This is a genomic window from Nocardioides sp. Root140, from assembly GCF_001426745.1.
In the GTDB taxonomy this organism is placed as follows: Bacteria; Actinomycetota; Actinomycetes; order Propionibacteriales; family Nocardioidaceae; genus Nocardioides.
In genome coordinates this window covers 1,462,590-1,481,912 of the sequence record NZ_LMFI01000001.1, presented here as the reverse complement: position 1 = coordinate 1,481,912, position 19,323 = coordinate 1,462,590, and the positions used below count along the sequence as shown (strand labels likewise).

18 protein-coding genes are annotated in these 19,323 nt (G+C 69.7%); 9 read left to right on the top strand and 9 right to left on the bottom strand.

Going from position 1 to position 19,323, the window contains the following annotated elements; genetic code table 11:
- The first annotated feature begins 64 nt into the window (after window positions 1-64).
- The 6 genes from ASD30_RS07155 to ASD30_RS07130 are packed head-to-tail and all read left to right on the top strand — an operon-like array spanning window position 65 to window position 6,893.
- The gene (locus ASD30_RS07155) at window positions 65-1,258 is read left to right on the top strand and encodes a BMP family ABC transporter substrate-binding protein (protein ID WP_056678778.1); all 1,194 of its coding nucleotides are present in this window, start codon (window positions 65-67) and stop codon (window positions 1,256-1,258) included.
- Window positions 1,234-2,742 carry an ABC transporter ATP-binding protein gene (locus ASD30_RS07150; protein WP_056678776.1) on the top strand — a complete coding sequence of 503 codons (1,509 nt, stop codon included), beginning with the start codon at window positions 1,234-1,236 and terminating at the stop codon, window positions 2,740-2,742. Before ASD30_RS07155 ends, ASD30_RS07150 begins: the two co-directional genes overlap by 25 nt.
- Window positions 2,739-3,905, top strand: coding sequence for an ABC transporter permease (locus tag ASD30_RS07145; RefSeq protein ID WP_056678773.1), 1,167 nt, complete (start codon window positions 2,739-2,741; stop codon window positions 3,903-3,905). Before ASD30_RS07150 ends, ASD30_RS07145 begins: the two co-directional genes overlap by 4 nt.
- Window positions 3,902-5,209, top strand: a complete 1,308-nt coding sequence (locus tag ASD30_RS27110) for an ABC transporter permease (RefSeq protein WP_056678770.1) — start codon at window positions 3,902-3,904, stop codon at window positions 5,207-5,209. Before ASD30_RS07145 ends, ASD30_RS27110 begins: the two co-directional genes overlap by 4 nt.
- A gap of 2 nt (window positions 5,210-5,211) precedes the next feature.
- A complete protein-coding gene (locus ASD30_RS27105; RefSeq protein ID WP_056678767.1) occupies window positions 5,212-5,610 on the top strand; it encodes a cytidine deaminase in 399 nt (132 codons plus the stop codon).
- Window positions 5,607-6,893, top strand: coding sequence for a thymidine phosphorylase (locus tag ASD30_RS07130; RefSeq protein ID WP_056678763.1), 1,287 nt, complete (start codon window positions 5,607-5,609; stop codon window positions 6,891-6,893). The genes ASD30_RS27105 and ASD30_RS07130 overlap by 4 nt, the downstream gene beginning before the upstream one ends.
- A gap of 133 nt (window positions 6,894-7,026) precedes the next feature.
- Here ASD30_RS07130 and ASD30_RS07125 read toward each other — a convergent pair whose 3' ends face one another.
- Window positions 7,027-7,479, bottom strand: a complete 453-nt coding sequence (locus tag ASD30_RS07125; RefSeq protein WP_056678760.1) for a MaoC family dehydratase — start codon at window positions 7,477-7,479, stop codon at window positions 7,027-7,029.
- Window positions 7,480-7,570: 91 nt separating this feature from the next.
- Between ASD30_RS07125 and ASD30_RS07120 the strand changes: the two genes are divergently transcribed.
- A complete protein-coding gene (locus ASD30_RS07120) occupies window positions 7,571-8,647 on the top strand; it encodes an adenosine deaminase (protein WP_200951080.1) in 1,077 nt (358 codons plus the stop codon).
- A gap of 10 nt (window positions 8,648-8,657) precedes the next feature.
- On the opposite strand, the gene ASD30_RS07115 is transcribed toward ASD30_RS07120, so the two are convergent.
- Window positions 8,658-9,197, bottom strand: coding sequence for a hypothetical protein (locus ASD30_RS07115; RefSeq protein ID WP_056678756.1), 540 nt, complete (start codon window positions 9,195-9,197; stop codon window positions 8,658-8,660).
- Complete coding sequence (locus ASD30_RS07110) at window positions 9,194-9,802, bottom strand: hypothetical protein (protein ID WP_056678754.1); 609 nt, start codon at window positions 9,800-9,802, stop codon at window positions 9,194-9,196. The genes ASD30_RS07115 and ASD30_RS07110 overlap by 4 nt, the downstream gene beginning before the upstream one ends.
- A 152-nt stretch (window positions 9,803-9,954) precedes the next feature.
- On the opposite strand from ASD30_RS07110, the gene ASD30_RS07105 reads away from it, so the two are divergent.
- Window positions 9,955-11,547 carry a substrate-binding domain-containing protein gene (locus ASD30_RS07105; protein ID WP_056678752.1) on the top strand — a complete coding sequence of 531 codons (1,593 nt, stop codon included), beginning with the start codon at window positions 9,955-9,957 and terminating at the stop codon, window positions 11,545-11,547.
- Between the two features lie 29 nt (window positions 11,548-11,576).
- Here ASD30_RS07105 and ASD30_RS07100 read toward each other — a convergent pair whose 3' ends face one another.
- From ASD30_RS07100 to deoC, 3 genes are read right to left on the bottom strand one after another with little or no spacing between them, the layout of a single operon-like run.
- On the bottom strand, window positions 11,577-12,446 hold the full coding sequence (locus tag ASD30_RS07100) for an aldehyde dehydrogenase family protein (RefSeq protein ID WP_056678749.1): 870 nt from the start codon (window positions 12,444-12,446) through the stop codon (window positions 11,577-11,579).
- Window positions 12,446-13,924, bottom strand: a complete 1,479-nt coding sequence (locus ASD30_RS07095) for an aldehyde dehydrogenase family protein (protein WP_056678746.1) — start codon at window positions 13,922-13,924, stop codon at window positions 12,446-12,448. Before ASD30_RS07095 ends, ASD30_RS07100 begins: the two co-directional genes overlap by 1 nt.
- Before the next feature lie 7 nt (window positions 13,925-13,931).
- On the bottom strand, window positions 13,932-14,912 hold the full coding sequence (deoC, locus tag ASD30_RS07090) for a deoxyribose-phosphate aldolase (RefSeq protein ID WP_056678743.1): 981 nt from the start codon (window positions 14,910-14,912) through the stop codon (window positions 13,932-13,934).
- A 53-nt stretch (window positions 14,913-14,965) separates the two neighbouring features.
- Between deoC and ASD30_RS07085 the strand changes: the two genes are divergently transcribed.
- The gene (locus ASD30_RS07085) at window positions 14,966-15,514 is read left to right on the top strand and encodes a hypothetical protein (protein WP_056678740.1); all 549 of its coding nucleotides are present in this window, start codon (window positions 14,966-14,968) and stop codon (window positions 15,512-15,514) included.
- Between the two features lie 75 nt (window positions 15,515-15,589).
- Here ASD30_RS07085 and ASD30_RS07080 read toward each other — a convergent pair whose 3' ends face one another.
- From ASD30_RS07080 to ASD30_RS07070, 3 genes are read right to left on the bottom strand one after another with little or no spacing between them, the layout of a single operon-like run.
- The gene (locus tag ASD30_RS07080; protein WP_056678737.1) at window positions 15,590-17,296 is read right to left on the bottom strand and encodes a phospho-sugar mutase; all 1,707 of its coding nucleotides are present in this window, start codon (window positions 17,294-17,296) and stop codon (window positions 15,590-15,592) included.
- Between the two features lie 39 nt (window positions 17,297-17,335).
- The gene (locus tag ASD30_RS07075) at window positions 17,336-18,139 is read right to left on the bottom strand and encodes an alpha/beta fold hydrolase (protein ID WP_056678734.1); all 804 of its coding nucleotides are present in this window, start codon (window positions 18,137-18,139) and stop codon (window positions 17,336-17,338) included.
- Between the two features lie 6 nt (window positions 18,140-18,145).
- Window positions 18,146-18,958, bottom strand: a complete 813-nt coding sequence (locus tag ASD30_RS07070; RefSeq protein ID WP_056678731.1) for a crotonase/enoyl-CoA hydratase family protein — start codon at window positions 18,956-18,958, stop codon at window positions 18,146-18,148.
- Window positions 18,959-19,323 lie beyond the last annotated feature (365 nt).

Sequence of the window (19,323 nt, the reverse complement as noted above, 5' to 3'; positions counted from 1 at the left end):
TGGGCTTAATGTGACCCGACTGGCCCGGTTGACAGGGGCCTGCCCCGACCCCAGGAGGACCGCCGTGAAGAAGACGGCACGTATTGCAGTTGCGCTGAGCCTGGCCGCCCTCGCCCTCACGAGCTGTGGCGAGCGCGGCGACGACGGCGACTCGAACGCCAAGGACTCTGCTTCGCCCAGCGCGTCGGAGTCCACGACGCCGCAGGAGCAGCACCCGGACTTCAAGGCATGCATGGTCTCCGACTCCGGCGGCTTCGACGACAAGTCCTTCAACCAGACGTCGCACGACGGCCTGGTGAAGGCCAAGACCGACTACGGCATCCAGACCGCCGAGGCCGAGTCCAAGGCCGACGCCGACTACGCACCGAACCTCGAGAACCTCGCGAAGGCCGGCTGCAAGAACATCACCACGGTCGGGTTCCTCCTCGGTGACGCCACCGCTGCCGCGGCCAAGAAGCACCCGAAGATCGACTACTCGATCGTCGACTTCGGCTACGAGAAGCCCGCCAAGAACCTCAAGGGCCTCGGCTTCAAGACCGACCAGCCGGCCTTCCTCGCCGGCTACCTCGCCGCCTCGCAGACCGAGAGCCAGGTCGTGGGCACCTTCGGTGGCGCCAAGATCCCGACCGTCACCATCTTCATGGACGGCTTCGTCAAGGGTGTCGAGCAGTACAACACCGACAAGGGCGCCGACGTCAAGGTCGTGGGCTGGGACGCCGAGAAGCAGGACGGCTCCTTCACCAACGACTTCGAGAACCAGTCGAAGGGCCAGTCGCTCGCCGAGGCACTGATCCGCCAGGGCGCCGACATCGTCATGCCGGTCGCCGGTCCCGCCGGCCTCGGTGGCCTCCAGGCCGTCAAGCAGGCGGACAAGAAGGCGATCTGGGTCGACACCGACGGCTGCGTCTCGGCCGCCGAGTACTGCGACATCCTGCTCTCCTCGGTCATGAAGGGCATGGACGTCGCGGTCGAGGACGCCATCAAGAGCTCCATCGACGGCTCCTTCGACAACACTCCCTACGAGGGCACCCTCGAGAACGGCGGCGTCAGCCTGGAGCGCATCAGGCAGGCACTCGAGGGCGAGGTCGGGCTGACGGAGAAGCGCATGTTCGGCGGCCTGGCGTTCCTGGTCCACGGCAACATGGCCGCCGCCACTCCGGACGCGGCCGCGCAGGCATCGCCGGCGTCCTGCATATCCTTCGTACGACGCCAGTCATCGCACAAGGGAGTGCCATGCAGTTGCAGATCCAGGGGCTGACCCGTCGCTTCGGTGACTTCGTCGCCAACGACGCGATCGACCTCACCATCGAACCCGGCGAGATCCACTGCCTCCTGGGCGAGAACGGCGCCGGCAAGTCGACGCTGATGAACATGCTCTACGGGCTCCTGGAACCCAGCGAGGGCCAGATCCTGCTCGACGGTGAACCCGTCACGTTCGCCTCGCCCAAGGACGCCATCAACGCCGGCATCGGCATGGTGCACCAGCACTTCATGCTGGTCCCGGTCTTCACCGTCGCCGAGAACGTCATGCTCGGTCGCGAGGGCGGCCCGGTGCTCAACCGCGGCGCCGCGGCCCAACGGGTGCGCGACCTCTCCGACCGTTACGGCCTGCGAGTCGATCCGAAGGCGCTGGTCGAGGACATCCCCGTGGGTGTCCAGCAGCGCGTCGAGATCCTCAAGGCCCTCGCCAACGACGCCAAGGTCCTGATTCTCGACGAGCCGACCGCCGTGCTCACCCCGCAGGAGATCGACGAGCTCATGGGCATCATGCGTGAGCTCAAGGCCCAGGGCACCTCGATCATCTTCATCACCCACAAGCTGCGCGAGGTCAAGGCTGTCGGCGACCGGATCAGCGTGATCCGCCGCGGCAAGATCGTGGGCACCGCCGAGCCGACCGCCACCGAGGCCGAGCTGGCCGAGATGATGGTGGGTCGCGCGGTCAAGCTGACCGTCGACAAGGACGCCGCCGAGGTCGGTGCCCCCGTGCTCGAGGCCCGCAACATCACGATCATCGACCCCCGCGGCCACGAGGTCGTCAAGGACGTCTCGTTCGAGGCCCGCGCCGGTGAGGTCCTCGGCATCGCCGGGGTCCAGGGCAACGGCCAGACCGAGCTGATCAAGTCGCTCCTCGGACTGATCCGCCCCTCGGCCGGCGAGATCATGCTCGACGGCGACGACATCGGCCGCTACGGCCCCCGGCGCAGCCTCGAGGCCGGCATCGGCTACATCCCCGAGGACCGCTCCCACGACGGCTACGTCTCCTCGTTCAGCGTGCGCGAGAACCTCGTCCTCGACCTCTACCGCTCACCCGAGTTCTCCAACGGTCCGGCGCTCAAGCTCGCCGAGATCGAGCGCAACGCCGACGACCGCATCCAGGAGTTCGACATCCGCACGACCTCGCGGGAGACGCCCGTCGGGTCGCTCTCGGGAGGAAACCAGCAGAAGGTCGTCGTGGCCCGCGAGTTCTCCCGGCCACTCAAGGTGCTGATCGCCTCACAGCCCACCCGCGGCGTCGACGTCGGCTCCATCGAGTTCATCCACAAGCGCATCATCGCCGAGCGTGACCGCGGCACCGCCGTCATCATCGTCTCCACCGAGCTCGACGAGATCTTCGCGCTCGCCGACCGCATCGCGGTGATGTACGACGGACGCATCGTCGACACCGTCAGTCCTGACATCGAACGCGAGCAGATCGGTCTGCTCATGGCCGGCGCCGGTGGCGCCGAGGGAGGTGCCGCGTGACCAAGCGACCCGGCCTGCGCCTGGACCGCAAGGCACTCGAAGGCGTCCTCACCACCGCCGCGGCCATCGTGCTGGCACTCCTGATCGGTGCCGTGCTGATGGCGCTGAGCAACGAGTCCGTCATCGACTCGATGGGCTACTTCTTCTCCTACCCGTGGGACTTCTTCTCCCGCTCCTTCGACGTGGTCACCACGTCGTACGGCGCACTGCTGGACCGTTCGCTCGGTTCCGGAGAGGGCCTGGCCAACACGCTGAACCGCTCGGCCCCGCTGATCTGCGCCGGCCTCGGCGTCTCGCTCGCCTTCCGCGCCGGGCTGTTCAACATCGGTGCGCAGGGCCAGATCATCCTCGGCACGCTGGCGGCCAGCTACGTCGGCTTCACCTGGGACCTCCCCGGTCCGATCCTGCTGCTCACCTCGGTGCTCGCCGGCGTACTGGCCGGAGCCCTGTGGGGCGGCATCGCCGGCCTGCTCAAGGCCGCCACCGGCACCCACGAGGTGATCAGCACGATCATGCTCAACCAGATCGCGTCGTTCGGGGTGCTCGCCTACGCGCTGGGTGAGCTGAAGTCGTTCCAGCGCCCCGACGACGACCTTGGCCTGCCCCAGTCGCCGCCGGTGCCCGACGCGGCCGCCTTCCCCGAGGTGCTGGGCGTGCACATGGGTGTGCTGCTCTCCCTCGTCGCCGCGGCCGTGGTCTGGTGGCTGCTCACCCGCAGCACCCTCGGCTTCGAGCTGCGCTCGGTCGGCGCCAACCCCGACGCGTCCCGCACGGCGGGCATGAGCACCGCGAAGGTCTTCATCCTCACCATGGTCATCGCCGGAGGGCTCAGCGGCCTGGCCGCGACGATGATGATCAACGGCGACCAGGCCAGCAACAACGCCAGCCTGGTCGGCTCGGTCGGCTTCGACGCGATCACGGTCGCGCTGCTGGGCCGTGGCACCCCGCTCGGCAGCGTGCTGGCCGGCTTCCTGTTCGGCATCCTCGCCGTGGGTGGCGGCGCCATGCAGACCACCAGCGCGGGCACCGCCCCCGAGGTGGTCCAGGTCATCCAGTCCTTGATCGTGCTGTTCGTCGCCGCACCGGCCATCGTCCGGTGGATCGTGCGACAGCGACGCAAGGAACCCACGAGCACGTTCGCCGCGAAGGGAGTCTCCGCATGAGCACCACCACGACCGTGACGGCCAGCGAGAAGCCCGTCCGCGACCGCACCGACAAGCTCCGCCAGATCAAGCTGGTCGTCGCCTTCGGCATCGTGTGGGTGCTGGTCCTGATGATGGCGCTGAGCATCGACAACTCCCAGGTGCTGTTCCTCAACGCCGACGAGCTCTCCAAGGAGCACCAGCCCGAGCCGTTCAACGGCCTGCGCCTGGTCTGGATCGGCTTCGCGATCGTCTCGATCGCCCTGGTCGTCGCGGTGATCAACCGCATCCCACGCAACGGCTGGGCGATGCTGATCCACGTCGCAGTCGGGCTGTCGTTCTACGCCGCGTTCACCGTCTGGTACTACGCCGACCAGACGGCGGCGGTCGAGGCCTGGATCACCAATCCACTGCCCAGCATGGTGAAGTACTGCCCGCCGCTGGTGCTCGGCGCCCTCGCGGGCGTGGTGTGCGAGCGTGCCGGTGTCATCAACATCGCCATCGAGGCGCAGCTGCTGATGGGCGCGTTCTTCGGTGCCGTGGTCAGCGCGCTGGCCTACAGCAACGGCGTCGGCATGATCGCCGCGTCGCTGGCCGGTGTCGTCGTGGCCCTGATGCTCGGCCTGTTCTCGCTGCGCTACCACGTCGACCAGGTGGTCGTCGGTGTCGTGCTGATCGCCCTGGCACTGGGCCTGACCACGTTCCTGCGCGGGCAGATCCCGACCGAGCAGGAGAACGCGCACCTCAACACGCTGCTCTCCGACTCGCCCGATCCGCTGACGCCGATCGAGATCCCCGGCCTCTCCAGCATCCCCGTGCTCGGGCGTGCCCTGTTCAACCAGTCGATCCTGGTCTACCTGGCCCTGCTGGCGCCGTTCCTGGTGTGGTTCCTGCTCTACCAGACGCGATGGGGCCTGCGGGTCCGCGCGGTCGGCGAGCACCCCAAGGCCGCCGACACCGTCGGCATCCGCGTCAATCGCGTGCGCTGGCAGGCGATTCTCTTCGGTGGCGCCCTCGCCGGTCTCGGTGGCGCGTTCTACACCGTCGGCTCGTCGGGGTCCTTCAACGACAACGCCGCCAACGGACAGGGCTTCATGGCGCTGGCTGCCGTGATCATGGGCCGCTGGCACCCCGTCGGCGCCACCATGGCCGCGCTCTTCTTCGCGTTGACCGCGGCCATGAAGGACGACTTCGGCCTGGTCACCAAGGTGCCCTCCGAGCTGATCGCCATCGCGCCCTACCTCGCCACCCTGATCGCCGTGGCCGGCTTCGTCGGACGGGTCCGCCCGCCGGCCGCCGACGGCCAGCCCTACGTGAAGGACTGAGCGTGGAGGTCGACTGGGACGCCCTGACCCGGGCCGCCGTCGACGTCGCCGCGCGCGCCTACGCGCCGTACTCGAACTATCGCGTGGGTGCCGCGGCGCTGGTCGACGACGGGCGCACCGTGGTCGGCTGCAACGTCGAGAACGCGGCGTACGGCGTGGTGCTGTGCGCCGAGTGCGGTGTGGTCAGCTCGCTGCACGCCACCGGCGGAGGGCGGCTGACCCACTTCGTGTGCGTCAACGGCAGCGGCGACGTGATCATGCCCTGTGGTCGGTGTCGTCAGCTGCTGTTCGAGAACGGCGGTCGCGAGCTGTTGCTGCTCACCGTGTCCGGCGTACGCCGCATGGACGAAGTGCTGCCCGACCCGTTCGGACCCGATGACCTGACGAAGGAGACCACGTGACCCAGCACGACGCCGTCGAGGTGATCTCCGCCAAGCGCGACGGCCAGGAGCTCACCGACAGCCAGATCGACTGGGTGATCGCCCACTACACCGACGGTGTGGTGGCCGACGAGCAGATGTCGGCGCTGGCGATGGCGATCCTGCTCAACGGCATGAACCGCCGCGAGATCTCCCGCTGGACCAACGCGATGATCGCGTCGGGGGAGCGGATGGACTTCTCCACCCTGTCGCGCCCGACGTCCGACAAGCACTCCACCGGCGGTGTCGGCGACAAGATCACCTTGCCGTTGGCCCCGCTCGTGGCCGCCTGCGGTGTCGCGGTTCCCCAGCTGTCCGGCCGGGGACTGGGCCACACCGGCGGCACCCTCGACAAGCTCGAGGCGATCCCCGGCTGGCGGGCGGCGCTGAGCAACGAGGAGATGCTCGACCAGCTCGAGAGCATCGGCGCGGTGATCTGTGCCGCCGGCACCGGCCTGGCCCCGGCCGACAAGAAGCTCTACGCGCTGCGCGACGTGACCGGCACCGTCGAGGCGATCCCGCTGATCGCCTCGTCGATCATGTCGAAGAAGATCGCCGAAGGCACCGGCTCGTTGGTGCTCGACGTGAAGGTCGGCACCGGTGCCTTCATGAAGGACCTCGACAAGGCCCGCGAGCTGGCCGAGACGATGGTCTCGCTCGGCAAGGACGCCGGCGTGCACACGGTCGCCCTGCTCACCGACATGTCCACCCCCCTCGGCTTCACCGCAGGCAACGCGATCGAGGTCGCCGAGTCGGTCGAGGTGCTCGCCGGGGGCGGGCCGGCCGACGTGGTCGAGCTGACCCTGGCCCTGGCCCGCGAGATGCTGGCCGGCGCCGGAGTCACCGATCTCGACCCGGCCGACAAGCTGGCCGACGGCTCCGCCATGGACGCCTGGAAGGCGATGATCCGGGCCCAGGACGGCGACCCCGACGCCCCCATGGCCACCGCCCGCGAGTCGCACGTGGTGAACGCACCGGCCTCCGGCGTGCTGACCCGGCTCGACGCGATGGCGGTCGGGCTGGCGTCGTGGCGGCTCGGTGCCGGACGCGCCAAGCTCGGTGACGCCGTGCAGGACGGGGCGGGCGTGGTCTGGCACGCACGCCCCGGTGACGAGGTCACCGAGGGCCAGCCGCTGTTCACGCTGCTGACCGACGAGCCGGAACGCTTCGACCGTGCGCTGGCCTCACTCGAGGGCGGCTACGACATCGGCACCGACGGGTCGGCGTACACCCCGCAGCCGTTGGTGATCGACCGCATCGCCTGACCCCGCCCGGGTCGTCGTACGGCGGTGCCTGCACAGCGGCTCTTGTGCGGTGCTGTTGACGGTTCGCCCGTGTCAGAACGCGTGTGGAGCGACCGTAACCCCGCGTTACTCGAGTGGGGGTGGCGCGGGCGGATCAGGGGAGCAGGAGTACGACGGTCTCGGCGACGCAGGCGGGCTTGGCCTCGTCCTCGATCTCGATCGTGTGGCGCACGGTGAGCTGCTTGCCGGCGGGGATGTCGACGACGTCCGCGATGGCGACGTGCGAGCGGATCCGCTTGCCGACCTTGAGCGGGTTCGGGAAGCGCACCTTGTTGACGCCGTAGTTCAGCTTGGCCCCCGGCGTCTGCAACGTGAAGATCTGGCTGCCCAGCCACGGGATCAGCGACAGGGTCAGGTAGCCGTGGGCGATCGTGCCGCCGAAGGGACCGTCCTTGGCCCGCTCGAGGTCGACGTGGATCCACTGGTGGTCACCGGTGGCGTCGGCGAAGGCGTTGACCCGGCGCTGGTCGACGGTCAGCCACTCGCTGGTGCCGAGGTCGGTGCCGGCAGCTTCGGTCAGTTCATCGAATGTCGTGAAGACGCGCATACCTGTGGAGCGTAGTCGTTCACGCCGTTCCCCACGACGCGTCCAACCGTGTTGTCTCACCCTCCGTGCGCTTCGCTGCCATGATGGGCAGGTGTCCCTGACTGCCGACGTCGTACGACGTGCCCCCAAGGTGTTGCTGCACGACCACCTCGACGGTGGTGTCCGCCCGCAGACGGTGGCCGAGCTGGCCCATGCCATCGGTCACGAGCTGCCCGTCGACGACGACAGCTTGCTCGGACAGTGGTTCGCCGATGCCGCGAACTCCGGATCGCTGGTGCGCTACCTCGAGACCTTCGACCACACCGTCGCGGTGATGCAGACCGCGTCGGCGCTGGAGCGGATCGCGCGCGAGTGCGTCGAGGACCTGGTCGCCGACGGGGTCGTGTACGCCGAGATCCGCTACGCACCCGAGCAGCACCTCGACGGCGGGCTGAGCCTCGACGAGGTGGTGGAAGCCGTGCGTGACGGCTTCGACCGCGGCATGGAGGCGGCCGGCGGGCGGATCGTCGTACGCCAGCTGCTGACCGCGATGCGCCACCAGGCCCGCTCCCGCGAGATCGCCGAGCTGGCCGTCGCGTGGCGCGACCGCGGAGTGGCCGGCTTCGACATCGCCGGCGCCGAGGACGGCTTCCCGCCGACCCGTCACCTCGACGCGTTCGAGTACCTCCAGCGCGAGAACGCCCACTTCACCATCCACGCCGGCGAGGCCTTCGGGTTGCCGTCGATCTGGCAGGCGATCCAGTGGTGCGGCGCCGAGCGGCTCGGCCACGGTGTCCGCATCATCGACGACATCACGGTCGGCGACGACGGCACCGTCGAGCTGGGCCGCCTCGCGGCGTACGTCCGTGACATGCGCATCCCGCTGGAGATGTGCCCGTGGTCGAACATCCAGACCGGCGCGGCCGCTTCGATCGAGGAGCACCCGATCGGGTTGCTGACCAAGCTGCGCTTCCGGGTCACGGTCAACACCGACAACCGCCTGATGAGCGGCACGTCGATGACCCGCGAGATGCACTCGCTGGTCGAGGCGTTCGGCTACGGGCTCGACGACCTGCAGTGGTTCACGATCAACGCGATGAAGTCGGCGTTCTTGCCGTTCGACGAGCGGCTGGCGATCATCAACGACGTGATCAAGCCGGGGTACGCCGCACTGGCCGAGGCGTCCTAGCCTCTGACGTTCAGTCAGGCAGCACCGTGAACCACGGCCGCGACCAGCCGGAGACCGACACGTCACCCTCGACGAACCGGTCCGGCTCGATGCGGTCGCGCACACCGCGTGCCGGGTCGTAGACCGTCAGGTCGGCGTCGAGGACCAGCACCACGTGACGCGGCAGCCAGCGACTGCCGACGAAGAGCGGCACGACGTGGCCCGCATCGGCCGCCGACTTGATCTGCTCGAGGGCGTCGGTGCGCCGCCACGGGGTCACCAGGTGCGGCGCATAGGTCGCACCCTGTGCGCCCGAGGAACCGGTCATCTGGTTGGCCACCGCCCACGGGGGAGTGCCCAACGCCCGCGGCCACGGCAGCTGCAACCGGCCGAGCACGTCGACGCCGCTCGTCGTACGGCGGTGCATGGCGAGCGTCTCGTCGCGGAAGTCGTCAACCGTGGCGACCCGGTCGCGGTAGGCGGGGTCGTTGAGCATGCGGGCCACGACGAGGACGGCGGCGCCGCAGGTCTGCTGGTTGGGCTGGCGGAGGGGCTGGTCCCAGGGGTTCACCGCGTCGCCTCCACACGCATCCGCTCGATGTCGTGGAACGCCTGGTCGGGCGTCGAGCGGCGGCATCCCTTGGCGACCGCGTCGGCCACCACGGCCCGCTGGTTGTGCATCAACGCCAGGCCGCGTCGGAGCAGCACCAACGGTGGCTTGCGGTGTTCGCGAAGGTCGCGGGTCAGGCGACGCCAGAACGTCACGACCGGCCGCTGGGTCACGCAGTACGCCGCGGCGAGGAGCCCGGCCTCCTCGCAGGCGGCCACGATGTCCTGCGCGAAGATGCCCTCGGCGACGAACAGGGGCGAGCCGTCGAGGTGCACGGTGTGCGAGCCGCACCGACCGTTCTGCGCGATTTCGTAGACCGGCACCTCGGCGTACCCGCTGTGGCAGAGCTCGCTCAGGGTCGCGAGCGCGTCGTCGGGCAGCCATGAGTCGGGGTGGTCCCAGTCGACCAGGCCGGCGTTGGCGCCCTCGGTGAGCCGGGGGAGGGTCGGGTCGGACCCGTCCTTGTAGAAGTCGTCGAGGCGCAGCACCGGCAACCCCGTACGCTGGGCCAGCCGGGACTTCCCGGCGCCCGAAGGCCCGGCGAGGACGATCACACGCGCATGCACGCGCTCATTGTGCCAGCCCTGCACCCACCGATTCCCGCCCTGCTGGGCGTCATCGATTCGGTGGATAACGTTTGAGTTGTTTACATCGGTTCGTCCTTTGTGCACTACCCTGCCCTCGCGGGGCAACTCGCATTCATGCGTAGGGAGGCGCAATGGGCAGCGGAACTCATGCCCGCGAACGGGAGAAGGCGAGCCGGTTCCCACTGTGGATCGGCCTGTTGGTGTTGGTGCTGATCATCGGTGTGGTGGCGGCTGTGCTGTGGCGCGCCCGCAGCGAGGACTCCTCCTGCGCAAGCACCTCGACGACCACCGTGGCAGCAGCCCCCGACATCGCGCCGGCGCTCACCCGGGCCGCCGAGGCGATGGTCGACGAGGTCGACTGCGTGGAGGTCCAGGTCGTCGCGATGGTCCCGGCCGAGGCCCTCAACGCCCTGGTCGCCCGCGACCCAAGCGCCCCCGACCTGTGGGTCCCCGACTCACCCGTGTGGATCAAGCAGCTCAGCGATGCCGGCGTGCGATCGACGGTGCTCTCCGAGGCGATCGCGAGCAGCCCCGTGGCGTTGGCCGGCGGCCCGTCGGCCGCGGCACCCGGCTCCTGGTTCGACGCGTTGTCGAGCGGTCGAGTCGTCGTCCAGGACCCCACCAAGGACGGTCCGTCCGCGGCTGCCCTCGCCGCCCCTCGCGCGGAGAGCAGCGCGACCGGCGCCTCCGCCGACGAACTCACCGCCCGCATGGTGCCGTTGGCCCAGCAGTACGGCGCCCGCACCGCGAAGCCGGCCGACGAGGTGCTGGCCGCGATCTCGACGACGTCCAAGCAGCTGGTGCCGGTGACCGAGCAGCACTACCTGGCCGCCAAGCGCCAGAACGGTGCGCTGTCGTTCGTGGTGCCCGACAGCGGCACGTTGCTCCTCCAGTACCCCGTGGTCTCGATGGCCCAGGTCGACGACGACTCCACCGACGCGTCGGGCGAGTTCGTCTCCTACCTCGAGGGACGCGCCGGCCAGGACCTGCTCAGCGAGGCCGACTTCCGCAAGGCCGACGGCACCGCGCTGGCCGCCGGTGTCGGCTTCGGCGACGTGACCGCGCTGCCCCAGCCGAACATCGCCGACGTCCAGTCCGACCTGCGCCGCTGGACCGTCCTCACCGTGCCCACCAGCATGCTGGCCGTGGTCGACGCCTCGGGGTCGATGGACTTCGAGACCGGCGACGGCACCCGCATGGAGCTCGCCGTCGACGCAGCCCGTCGCGCCCTGTCGGAGTTCCCCGGCAATGCGCGGGTCGGCCTGTGGTCGTTCTCGATCGACCAGGGTGGCCCCGGCGTCGACTACAAGCAGCTGGCGCCGTTGCGGGCCCTCGGCGAGGGCGACCAGGGCGCCCGGCTGGTCGGCGCGATCGAGGGTCTGGTCGACCGCACCACCGGTGGCACCGGACTCTATGACACCACGCTGGCCGCCTACCGCGAGGCGATCAAGAAGTACGACGAGCGCTACTTCAACTCGGTGGTCATCCTCAGCGACGGCGCCAACGACGACCCCGGGTCGATCGGGCTGTCCTCCCTGGTGAAGACGCTGCGCGCCGAGGCCGACATGGCCCGACCTGTGCGCATCATCGCGATCGGCATCTCCGAGGACGCCGACATGACCGAGCTGACCCGGATCGCCGAGGCGACCGGGGGATCGGCCTACCCGGCCCGCGACCCGCGCGACATCCTCGCGGTGATCTCGCAGGCGCTGCTGGCCCGCTGAGCGTCCCGGAGTCCCGGAGTCCCGGCGCCTCAGATGCCGACGGGGTGCCAGACGGTCTTGGTCTCGAGGACCCCGGTCATCCGGTCGATGCCGGGATCGAGTGACCAGTCGGGCTCGGCCGACGGCGCTCGGCGTACCCGCTTGAGGTTCTCGGCCGAGGCCTCCTCGAGGGACTTCGCCAGGTCGGCGTCGCCGGCCACACCGGTGAGGTCGATCGCGTTGACGTCCATGTGCGAGGCCAGCCACGGACCCGTGGTGGCCGCGGAGCCGGTGAGCACGTTGATCACGCCGCCCGGCACGTCGGAGGTGGCCAGCACCTCGGCGAACGTGACCGCCGGCAACGGCCGCTCGTAGGACGAGGTCACCACGACGGTGTTGCCGACCACGATGGCCGGGGCCACGACGCTGACCAGGCCCAGCAGGCTGGACTCCTGCGGAGCGAAGACAGCCACGACGCCGGTCGGCTCGGGGGTCGAGAGGTTGAAGAACGGTCCCGCGACCGGATTCGCTCCGCCGACGACCTGGGTGATCTTGTCGGCCCACCCGGCGTACCAGACCAGTCGGTCGATGGCGTCGTCGACAACCTTGTTGGCCTGTGCGGCGGTGCGCCCCTCGGACCTCTGGACGGCGTCGACGAACTGCGGGCGACGGTCTTCCATCACCTCGGCGATGCGGTAGACGATCTGGGCCCGGTTGTACGCCGTACGCGCGGCCCAGCCCGGGAACGCCTTGCGGGCGGCCTGGACCGCGTCGCGGGCGTCCTTGCGGGAGGCCAGGGATGCGTTGGCCATGAACTTCCCCTTCGCGTCGTTCACGACGTACGAGTAGCCGGACTCCGAGCGCGGGAACGCGCCGCCGATGTAGAGCTTGTACGTCTTGCGGACGTCGATGCGAGCCATCAGTTGACCTCTGCCTTCAGGTAACCCTCGAGGCCGTGCCGGCCGCCTTCGCGGCCGTAGCCGGACTCCTTGTAGCCACCGAAGGGGCTGGTCGGGTCGAACTTGTTGAACGTGTTGGCCCACACCACGCCGGCGCGCAGCTGGTTGGCCATCCAGAGGATGCGGGAACCCTTGTCGGTCCACACGCCGGCGGAGAGGCCGTACGGCGTGTTGTTGGCCTTCTCGACCGCCTCGGCCGGGGTGCGGAAGGTCAGCACCGACAGCACCGGGCCGAAGATCTCCTCGCGCGCGATGCGGTGGGCCTGGGTGACACCGGTGAACAGTGTCGGCGGGAACCAGAAGCCGGTGCTCGGCAGGTCGCACGGCGGCGACCAGCGGCCGGCGCCTTCCTCCTCGCCGATCGCGGACAGCTCCTTGATGCGGGCCAGCTGCTCGGCGGAGTTGATCGCACCGACGTCGGTGTTCTTGTCGAGCGGGTCGCCCACGCGCAGCGTCGCCATACGCCTCTTGAGCCGTTCGAGCACTTCGTCGGCGATGCTCTCCTGCACGAGGAGCCGGCTGCCCGCGCAGCAGACGTGGCCCTGGTTGAAGAAGATGCCGTTGACGATTCCCTCGACGGCCTGGTCGATCGGCGCGTCGTCGAAGACGATGTTGGCCGCCTTGCCGCCGAGCTCGAGGGTGACCTTCTTGTTCGTGCCGGCCACGGCCTTGGCGATCGCGCGGCCGACGTCGGTCGAGCCGGTGAACGCGACCTTGTCGACGTCGTCGTGACCGACCAGGAAGCGGCCGGTGTCACCGGCGCCGGTGACGATGTTGACCACGCCGGGCGGGAGGTCGGCCTGCTGGCAGATCTCGGCGAACAGCAGCGCGGTCAGGGGCGTCGTCTCGGCCGGCTTGAGCACCACCGTGTTGCCGGCGGCCAGCGCGGGCGCGATCTTCCAGGCCAGCATCAGCAGCGGGAAGTTCCACGGGATGACCTGCGCGGCGACACCCAGCGACCGGGTGCCGTAGCCGGAGTACTCCAGCTTGTCGGCCCAGCCGGCGTAGTAGAAGAAGTGCGCCGCGGCGACGGGTACGTCGACGTCGCGGGACTCCTTGATCGGCTTGCCGTTGTCGATCGACTCGAGCACCGCGATCTCACGACCGCGCTCCTGCATGATCCGCGCGATGCGGTAGAGGTACTTCGCGCGCTCCTTGCCGGGCATCCGGCCCCAGACCCGGGTGTGCGCGCGACGGGCCGCCTTCACCGCGGTGTCGATGTCGGCCTCGTCGGCCTCGGCGATCTCGGCGAGCACCTCCTCGGTGGCCGGGCTGATCGTCTTGAAGCTGGTGCCACCGCCGTCGACGAACTCGCCGTTGATGAACAGGCCGTACGACGGCTTGATGTCGACGATCGCACGCGACTCGGGGGCCGGGGCGTAGTCGAAGACGGGGCTCGACTGTGTCGAGGGGGTCTTGGTGGCCTTCTTGGTTGCCATGTCTGCCTCAGTCCAGCGTGAAGTAGTCGGGGCCGGAGTAGCGACCGGTGGTCATCTTGGTGCGCTGCATCAGCAGGTCGTTGAGCAGCGTGGAGGCGCCGAAGCGGAACCAGTCCGGGTCGAGCCAGTCGGGGCCGGCCACCTCGTTGACCATCACGAGGTACTTGATCGCGTCCTTGCTGGTGCGGATGCCGCCCGCGGGCTTCACACCGATCATCTGGCCGGTGGCCTCGCGGAAGTCGCGCACCGCCTCGAGCATGATCATCGTGACGGGGAGCGTGGCCGCCGGCTGCACCTTGCCGGTGGAGGTCTTGATGAAGTGACCGCCGGCCATCATCGCCAGCCACGACGCGCGTCGTACGTTGTCGTAGGTCTGCAGCTCGCCGGTCTCGAAGATGACCTTGAGGTGGGCCGGTCCGCAGGCTTCCTTGACGGCCACGATCTCGTCGTACACCTCGAGGTAGCGGCCGGAGAGGAACGCACCACGGTCGATGACCATGTCGATCTCGTCGGCGCCTGCCTCGACTGCGTCGCGGGTGTCGGCCAGCTTGATGTCGAGGGCGGCGCGACCGCTCGGGAACGCGGTGGCGACCGCTGCCACGTTGACGCCGCTGGTGCCGAGCGTCTCCTTGGCGACCGCGACCATGTCTGGATAGACGCACACCGCGGCGGTCTGCGGGCAGGTCGGGTCGGCCGGGTCGGGTCGCATGGCCTTGTTGGCCAGGGCCCGCACCTTGCCGTGGGTGTCCTGGCCCTCGAGGGTGGTCAGGTCGACCATCCTGATGGCGAGGTCGATCGCGTAGTCCTTGGCAGTGGTCTTGATCGACCGGGTGCCGAGGGAGGCGGCGCGTGCTTCGGCGCCAACCTGGTCGACTCCGGGCAGACCGTGCAGGAACCGTCGCAGCGCACTCTCCGACGACGTGACGTCGGAGAAGCTGTTCCCGGCTGCACTCGACGCTGAGGCAGTGGTGGTGGGAGTGGTCGTCACCCGCCCAGCATAGGGTTGAACGGGTAGCGGAGAGCAATCACTTGGAGAGATCGATGGACGAAGAGTCCGTGCGCAAGTTCGGGCCCACCAACGGCCGCATCCTCGGGTGGCTCGCGATGGTCGTGGGTGTGGTGGCCATCGTGCTGATCTTCGTCGGTGGAGCCGGTTTCGGAGACGCCACCTCGATCGTTCTCGTCGCTCTCGTGATGTCCCTCGTGTGGGCGATCATGCTGCGGCCGTCGGTCCACCAGCGCGGTGACGACCTGGTGCTGCGTCAGTCGTTCACCGACGTGGTGATCCCGTTCGTACGGGTCAAGTACGTCACCGTCCGCATGTTCATGGTGGTGGCCACCGCCGAGAAGGCCTACCACACCTCGGCGATCGGGCGTTCGCGTCGGGCGTTGATGAAGCATGACCGCGCCGGGTCCGATCCGGTCGGCGACCACGTCGACCTGATCGAGCAGCAGCTCAACCAGCTCTGTGAGGACGCCCGGGCGAAGAAGCTGCCCGAGCACCCGATCCGCCGTACGCCGGCCCGGCTCGAGATCGGCGTGGTCGTCGGCCTCGCCGTCCTCGCCGCCGTACTTCTGGTCCTCACCTGATCCGCCACCAACAACCCACGGTTCGCGCATCAAGAACTGCAGGCTCGCGCATCAAGAATGCACGGTTCGCGCAGGTCAGATGCCGGCGGCGGCCTTGATGTCGTTGCGCAGGGCGTCGAGGCGGCCGGCCGCCGAGATGCGTGCCGCGTCGACCGCCTCGCGGGTCGAGCCGGCGTCCACGTCCGAGGCGGCCTCCACGTCCGGGCCGGCCTCCACCGGCACGACGACCTCCAGGTAGCACTTGATCTTGGGCTCGGTCCCGCTCGGCCGCACGATCACCCGGGCCCCGTCGGCGAGCAGGTAGCGCAGGCCGTCGGTGGGCGGCAGGTCCGCCGACCCGAGGCTGAGGTCGTCGCAGCGTTCGACGGCCAGCCCCCCGAGCGAGGTCGGCGGGGTGGCACGCAGCCGCTCCATGGCGGCGCCGATCTCGGCCAGGTCGGAGACCCGCGCCGAGAGCTGGTCGGTGGCGTGCAGGCCGTGGCGGACAGCGATGTCGTCCAGCAGGTCGAGCAGCGTGCGGCCCGACGCCTTCGCCTCGGCGGCGATGTCGGCCAGCAGCAGGAGCGCCGAGACGCCGTCCTTGTCCTTCACGCGCGCGGGGTCGACGCAGTAGCCGAGGGCCTCCTCGTAGCCGAAGGCGAGCCCCTCGAGCCGGCCGATCCACTTGAAGCCGGTCAGCGTCTCGACGTACTCCTGGCCGGCCGCGGCGGCCAGCTTGCCGAGCAGCGACGACGACACGATGGACGCCGCGTAGACGCCCTGCTTGCCGGAGCGGAGCAGGTGGTCGCCGAGCAGTGCGCCCACCTCGTCGCCGCGCAGCATCCGCCAGCCGTGCGGGCCGGACACGGCGGCGGCACACCGGTCGGCGTCGGGGTCGTTGGCGACCACGAGGTCGGCGTCGACCTCGTGGGCCAGGGCCATCGCGAGGTCCATCGCGCCGGGCTCCTCGGGGTTCGGGAACGCGACCGTGGAGAACTCGGGGTCGGGATCCTGCTGCTCGCTGACCACGGACGGCGCCGCGAACCCGGCCGCCTCCAGCACCCGCAGCACCGAGCTGTTGCCGACGCCGTGCAGCGGCGTGTAGACCAGCCTGAGGTCGGCCCGGTCATGGTCGGTCGCGTCGTCGACCACGCGGCCGACCTGGGCGAGGTAGTCGGTCTGGATCGTGCCGTCGAGCTGCTCACCCGGCGTTCCACGAGGGACGTCGCCCAGCGCGCCGACGGCGGCGATCTGCGCGGCGATCTCGACGTCGGCCGGCGGCACGATCTGGCTGCCGTCACCGAGGTAGACCTTGTAGCCGTTGTCCTGCGGCGGGTTGTGGCTGGCGGTGACCATCACGCCGGCCACGCAGCCGAGCTCGCGGATCGCGTAGGCGAGCAGGGGAGTGGGCAGCTGGCCGGGCAGCAGCAACGCGCGCAGCCCGGCACCGGTCATCACCTCGGCGGTGTCGCGGGCGAAGACGTCGGAGTTGTGGCGGGCGTCGTACCCGATCACGACCGCGTCGTCGGGCCCGGCGCCGTTCGCATTGAGGTACGCCGCCAACCCGGCCGCGGCACGGATCACCACGACCCGGTTCATCCGGTTGGGGCCGGCGCCGAGTGCGCCGCGCAGGCCGGCGGTGCCGAACTCGAGGGTGCCGGAGAACCGGTCGGCGAGGTCGGCGGAGGCTGCGACGTCGCCCGACGAGGCGGCCGCGATCACCTGCTCCAGCTCGGCCCGGGTCGCGTCGTCAGGATCCTCGGCGGCCCATGCCCGGGCCTGCTCCAGCAGCTGTTCGCTCATGGGGGCGACATTAGGGCATTCGTCCCAGTGGTCAGCGCGTCAGCCGACGAGGAACTCCTCGAGCGCGGCCAGCCAGGCCGTCGGCTGCTCGAGGTGCACGTCGTGGCCGGCGTGGGGCACGGTGACCAGTCGGGTCTCGGGGCGGGCCATCAGCATGCGGTCGAACTGGTCGCCCGGGATCATGCCGTTCTCGCCGCGGACCAGCAGCGTGGGTGCGGTGACCGCGGCCCACTCCTCGACGTACTCACGTTCCGCGACCGGGGCCAGTGCCGCGGTGAGCGTGTCGGCGTCCCACTGGGGCCAGAGGCCGTCGTCGCGCTCCTCCAGGCCCTCGGCCCAGGCCCGGCCGACGACCGGGTTGCCGCCGAAGAACTGCACGAAGTCGTCGCTGTCGATGAAGGGCGCCGGCCAACCGGCCAGCCATTCGTGCACCGCGTCGACGCTCTCGGGGCCCTCGCCACCGAGCCCACCCTCGAGCATCACCAGCCGGCCGACCAGCCTCGGGTGCCGGGCGGCGACCAGCATCGCGGTGTGCGCGCCCAGCGAGTGGCCGATGAGGAACACGTCGTCCGTCTCGAGCTCCTCGATGACGGCCACCACGTCGGCGACGTACGCCTCGCGGGACACGTCGTCGGGACGACGGGTGCTGCTGCCGTGGCCGCGCTGCTCGATCGAGACCACCCGGAACCTGCTCGCCAGCGCCTCGATCGTGCCCGCCCACTCGAGGGCGTGCCCGGCCAGGCCGTGCAGCAGGATCACGACGGGCAGCTCGGACGCGGTGTCGTGGAACCAGACGAGGGCATCGGGTCGTTCGACGAATGCCCAGCCGCCCTCGTGCGACATGGCAGGTCAGCGGCGTCCGCGGGGGCCGAAGACCGGCGCCACCTTCTTGAACGCGGCTTCGCGCGCCTTGGCGGTGTTGGCGGTCGCCAGCAGGAAGGCCTGCTCGATCCGCTCGCGGGCGAACGTACGCCGGGCGCTGTCGGTCGAGGCACGGTTGAAGAGCCGCTTGGCGGCGGCCAGCGCGTCGGGCGACCGGGTGGCGAGCTCGCGCGCGAAGTCCTCGGCGGCGGCGACCGGGTCGGCGGCCAGGTCGGTGACCAGGCCGAGGTCGTGGGCCTCCTTGCCCGAGAGCATCTGGGCGGTCATGGTCAGCTTCTTGGCGGTGTCGACACCGACCACCTCGGAGAGCGAGCGGACGCCGGACATGTCGGGGATCAGCCCCCACCGGCCCTCGAGGACCGACCACTGCGAGTCGGGGGCGGCGATCCGGAAGTCGGCGGCCAGGGCGATCTGGATGCCGCCGCCGTAGCAGTGGCCGTGCACCGCGGCGATCACCGGCACCGGCAGCCTGCGCCAGGCCCAGCAGGCCTCCTGGAACTTGTTGGTGCCCAGGAACGGGTTCGGCACGAACGCACGCAGCACGCCGGTCGGCTTCTTCAGCACCGACGCGAAGTCGAGGCCGGCGCAGAAGGAGTCGCCGGTGCCGGAGACGATCACGGCGCGCAGGGTGCGGTCGCGGCGCAGCTCACGGGCGGTCCCGATCAGCTCGTCGAGCGTCTGCAGGGTGAGTGCGTTGAGCTTGTCGGGGCGGTTCAGCTTGACGTGCGCGACGCCGCCGGAGACGGAGCAGGTGACGAGGCCGGTCGTGGAGTCAGACATGCTCTCAGGCTAATGGCAATCACCGAGAGTTCGTCATGTGGAGGGCAGCGTGGGCAACGCACTGGGCGACGGACAGTCGCACCGTTCAAGCGGCGCACGAGTTCGCGGGTTGTTAACGCGGGCGGATCGGGCGAGCAGGTGCACGTGGTCAGGTTCGCCGGTGGACCCGACCAACTTCGCTCCGAGGACGTCGCAGACCCCCGGAGGGTGTCCTCGCAGTGGTACAGCATGGCGTTGTTGACGACACCTGCGGTAGAGGGTCTGCTAAGACCGGGTGGGGCTTAGCAGCGATACCGGGTGTCGGAACGTCGGCAGTCCGCCTGTGTCTTCACCAAGGCTGTCGGTCCTCTCGCATAGCGTTGGTG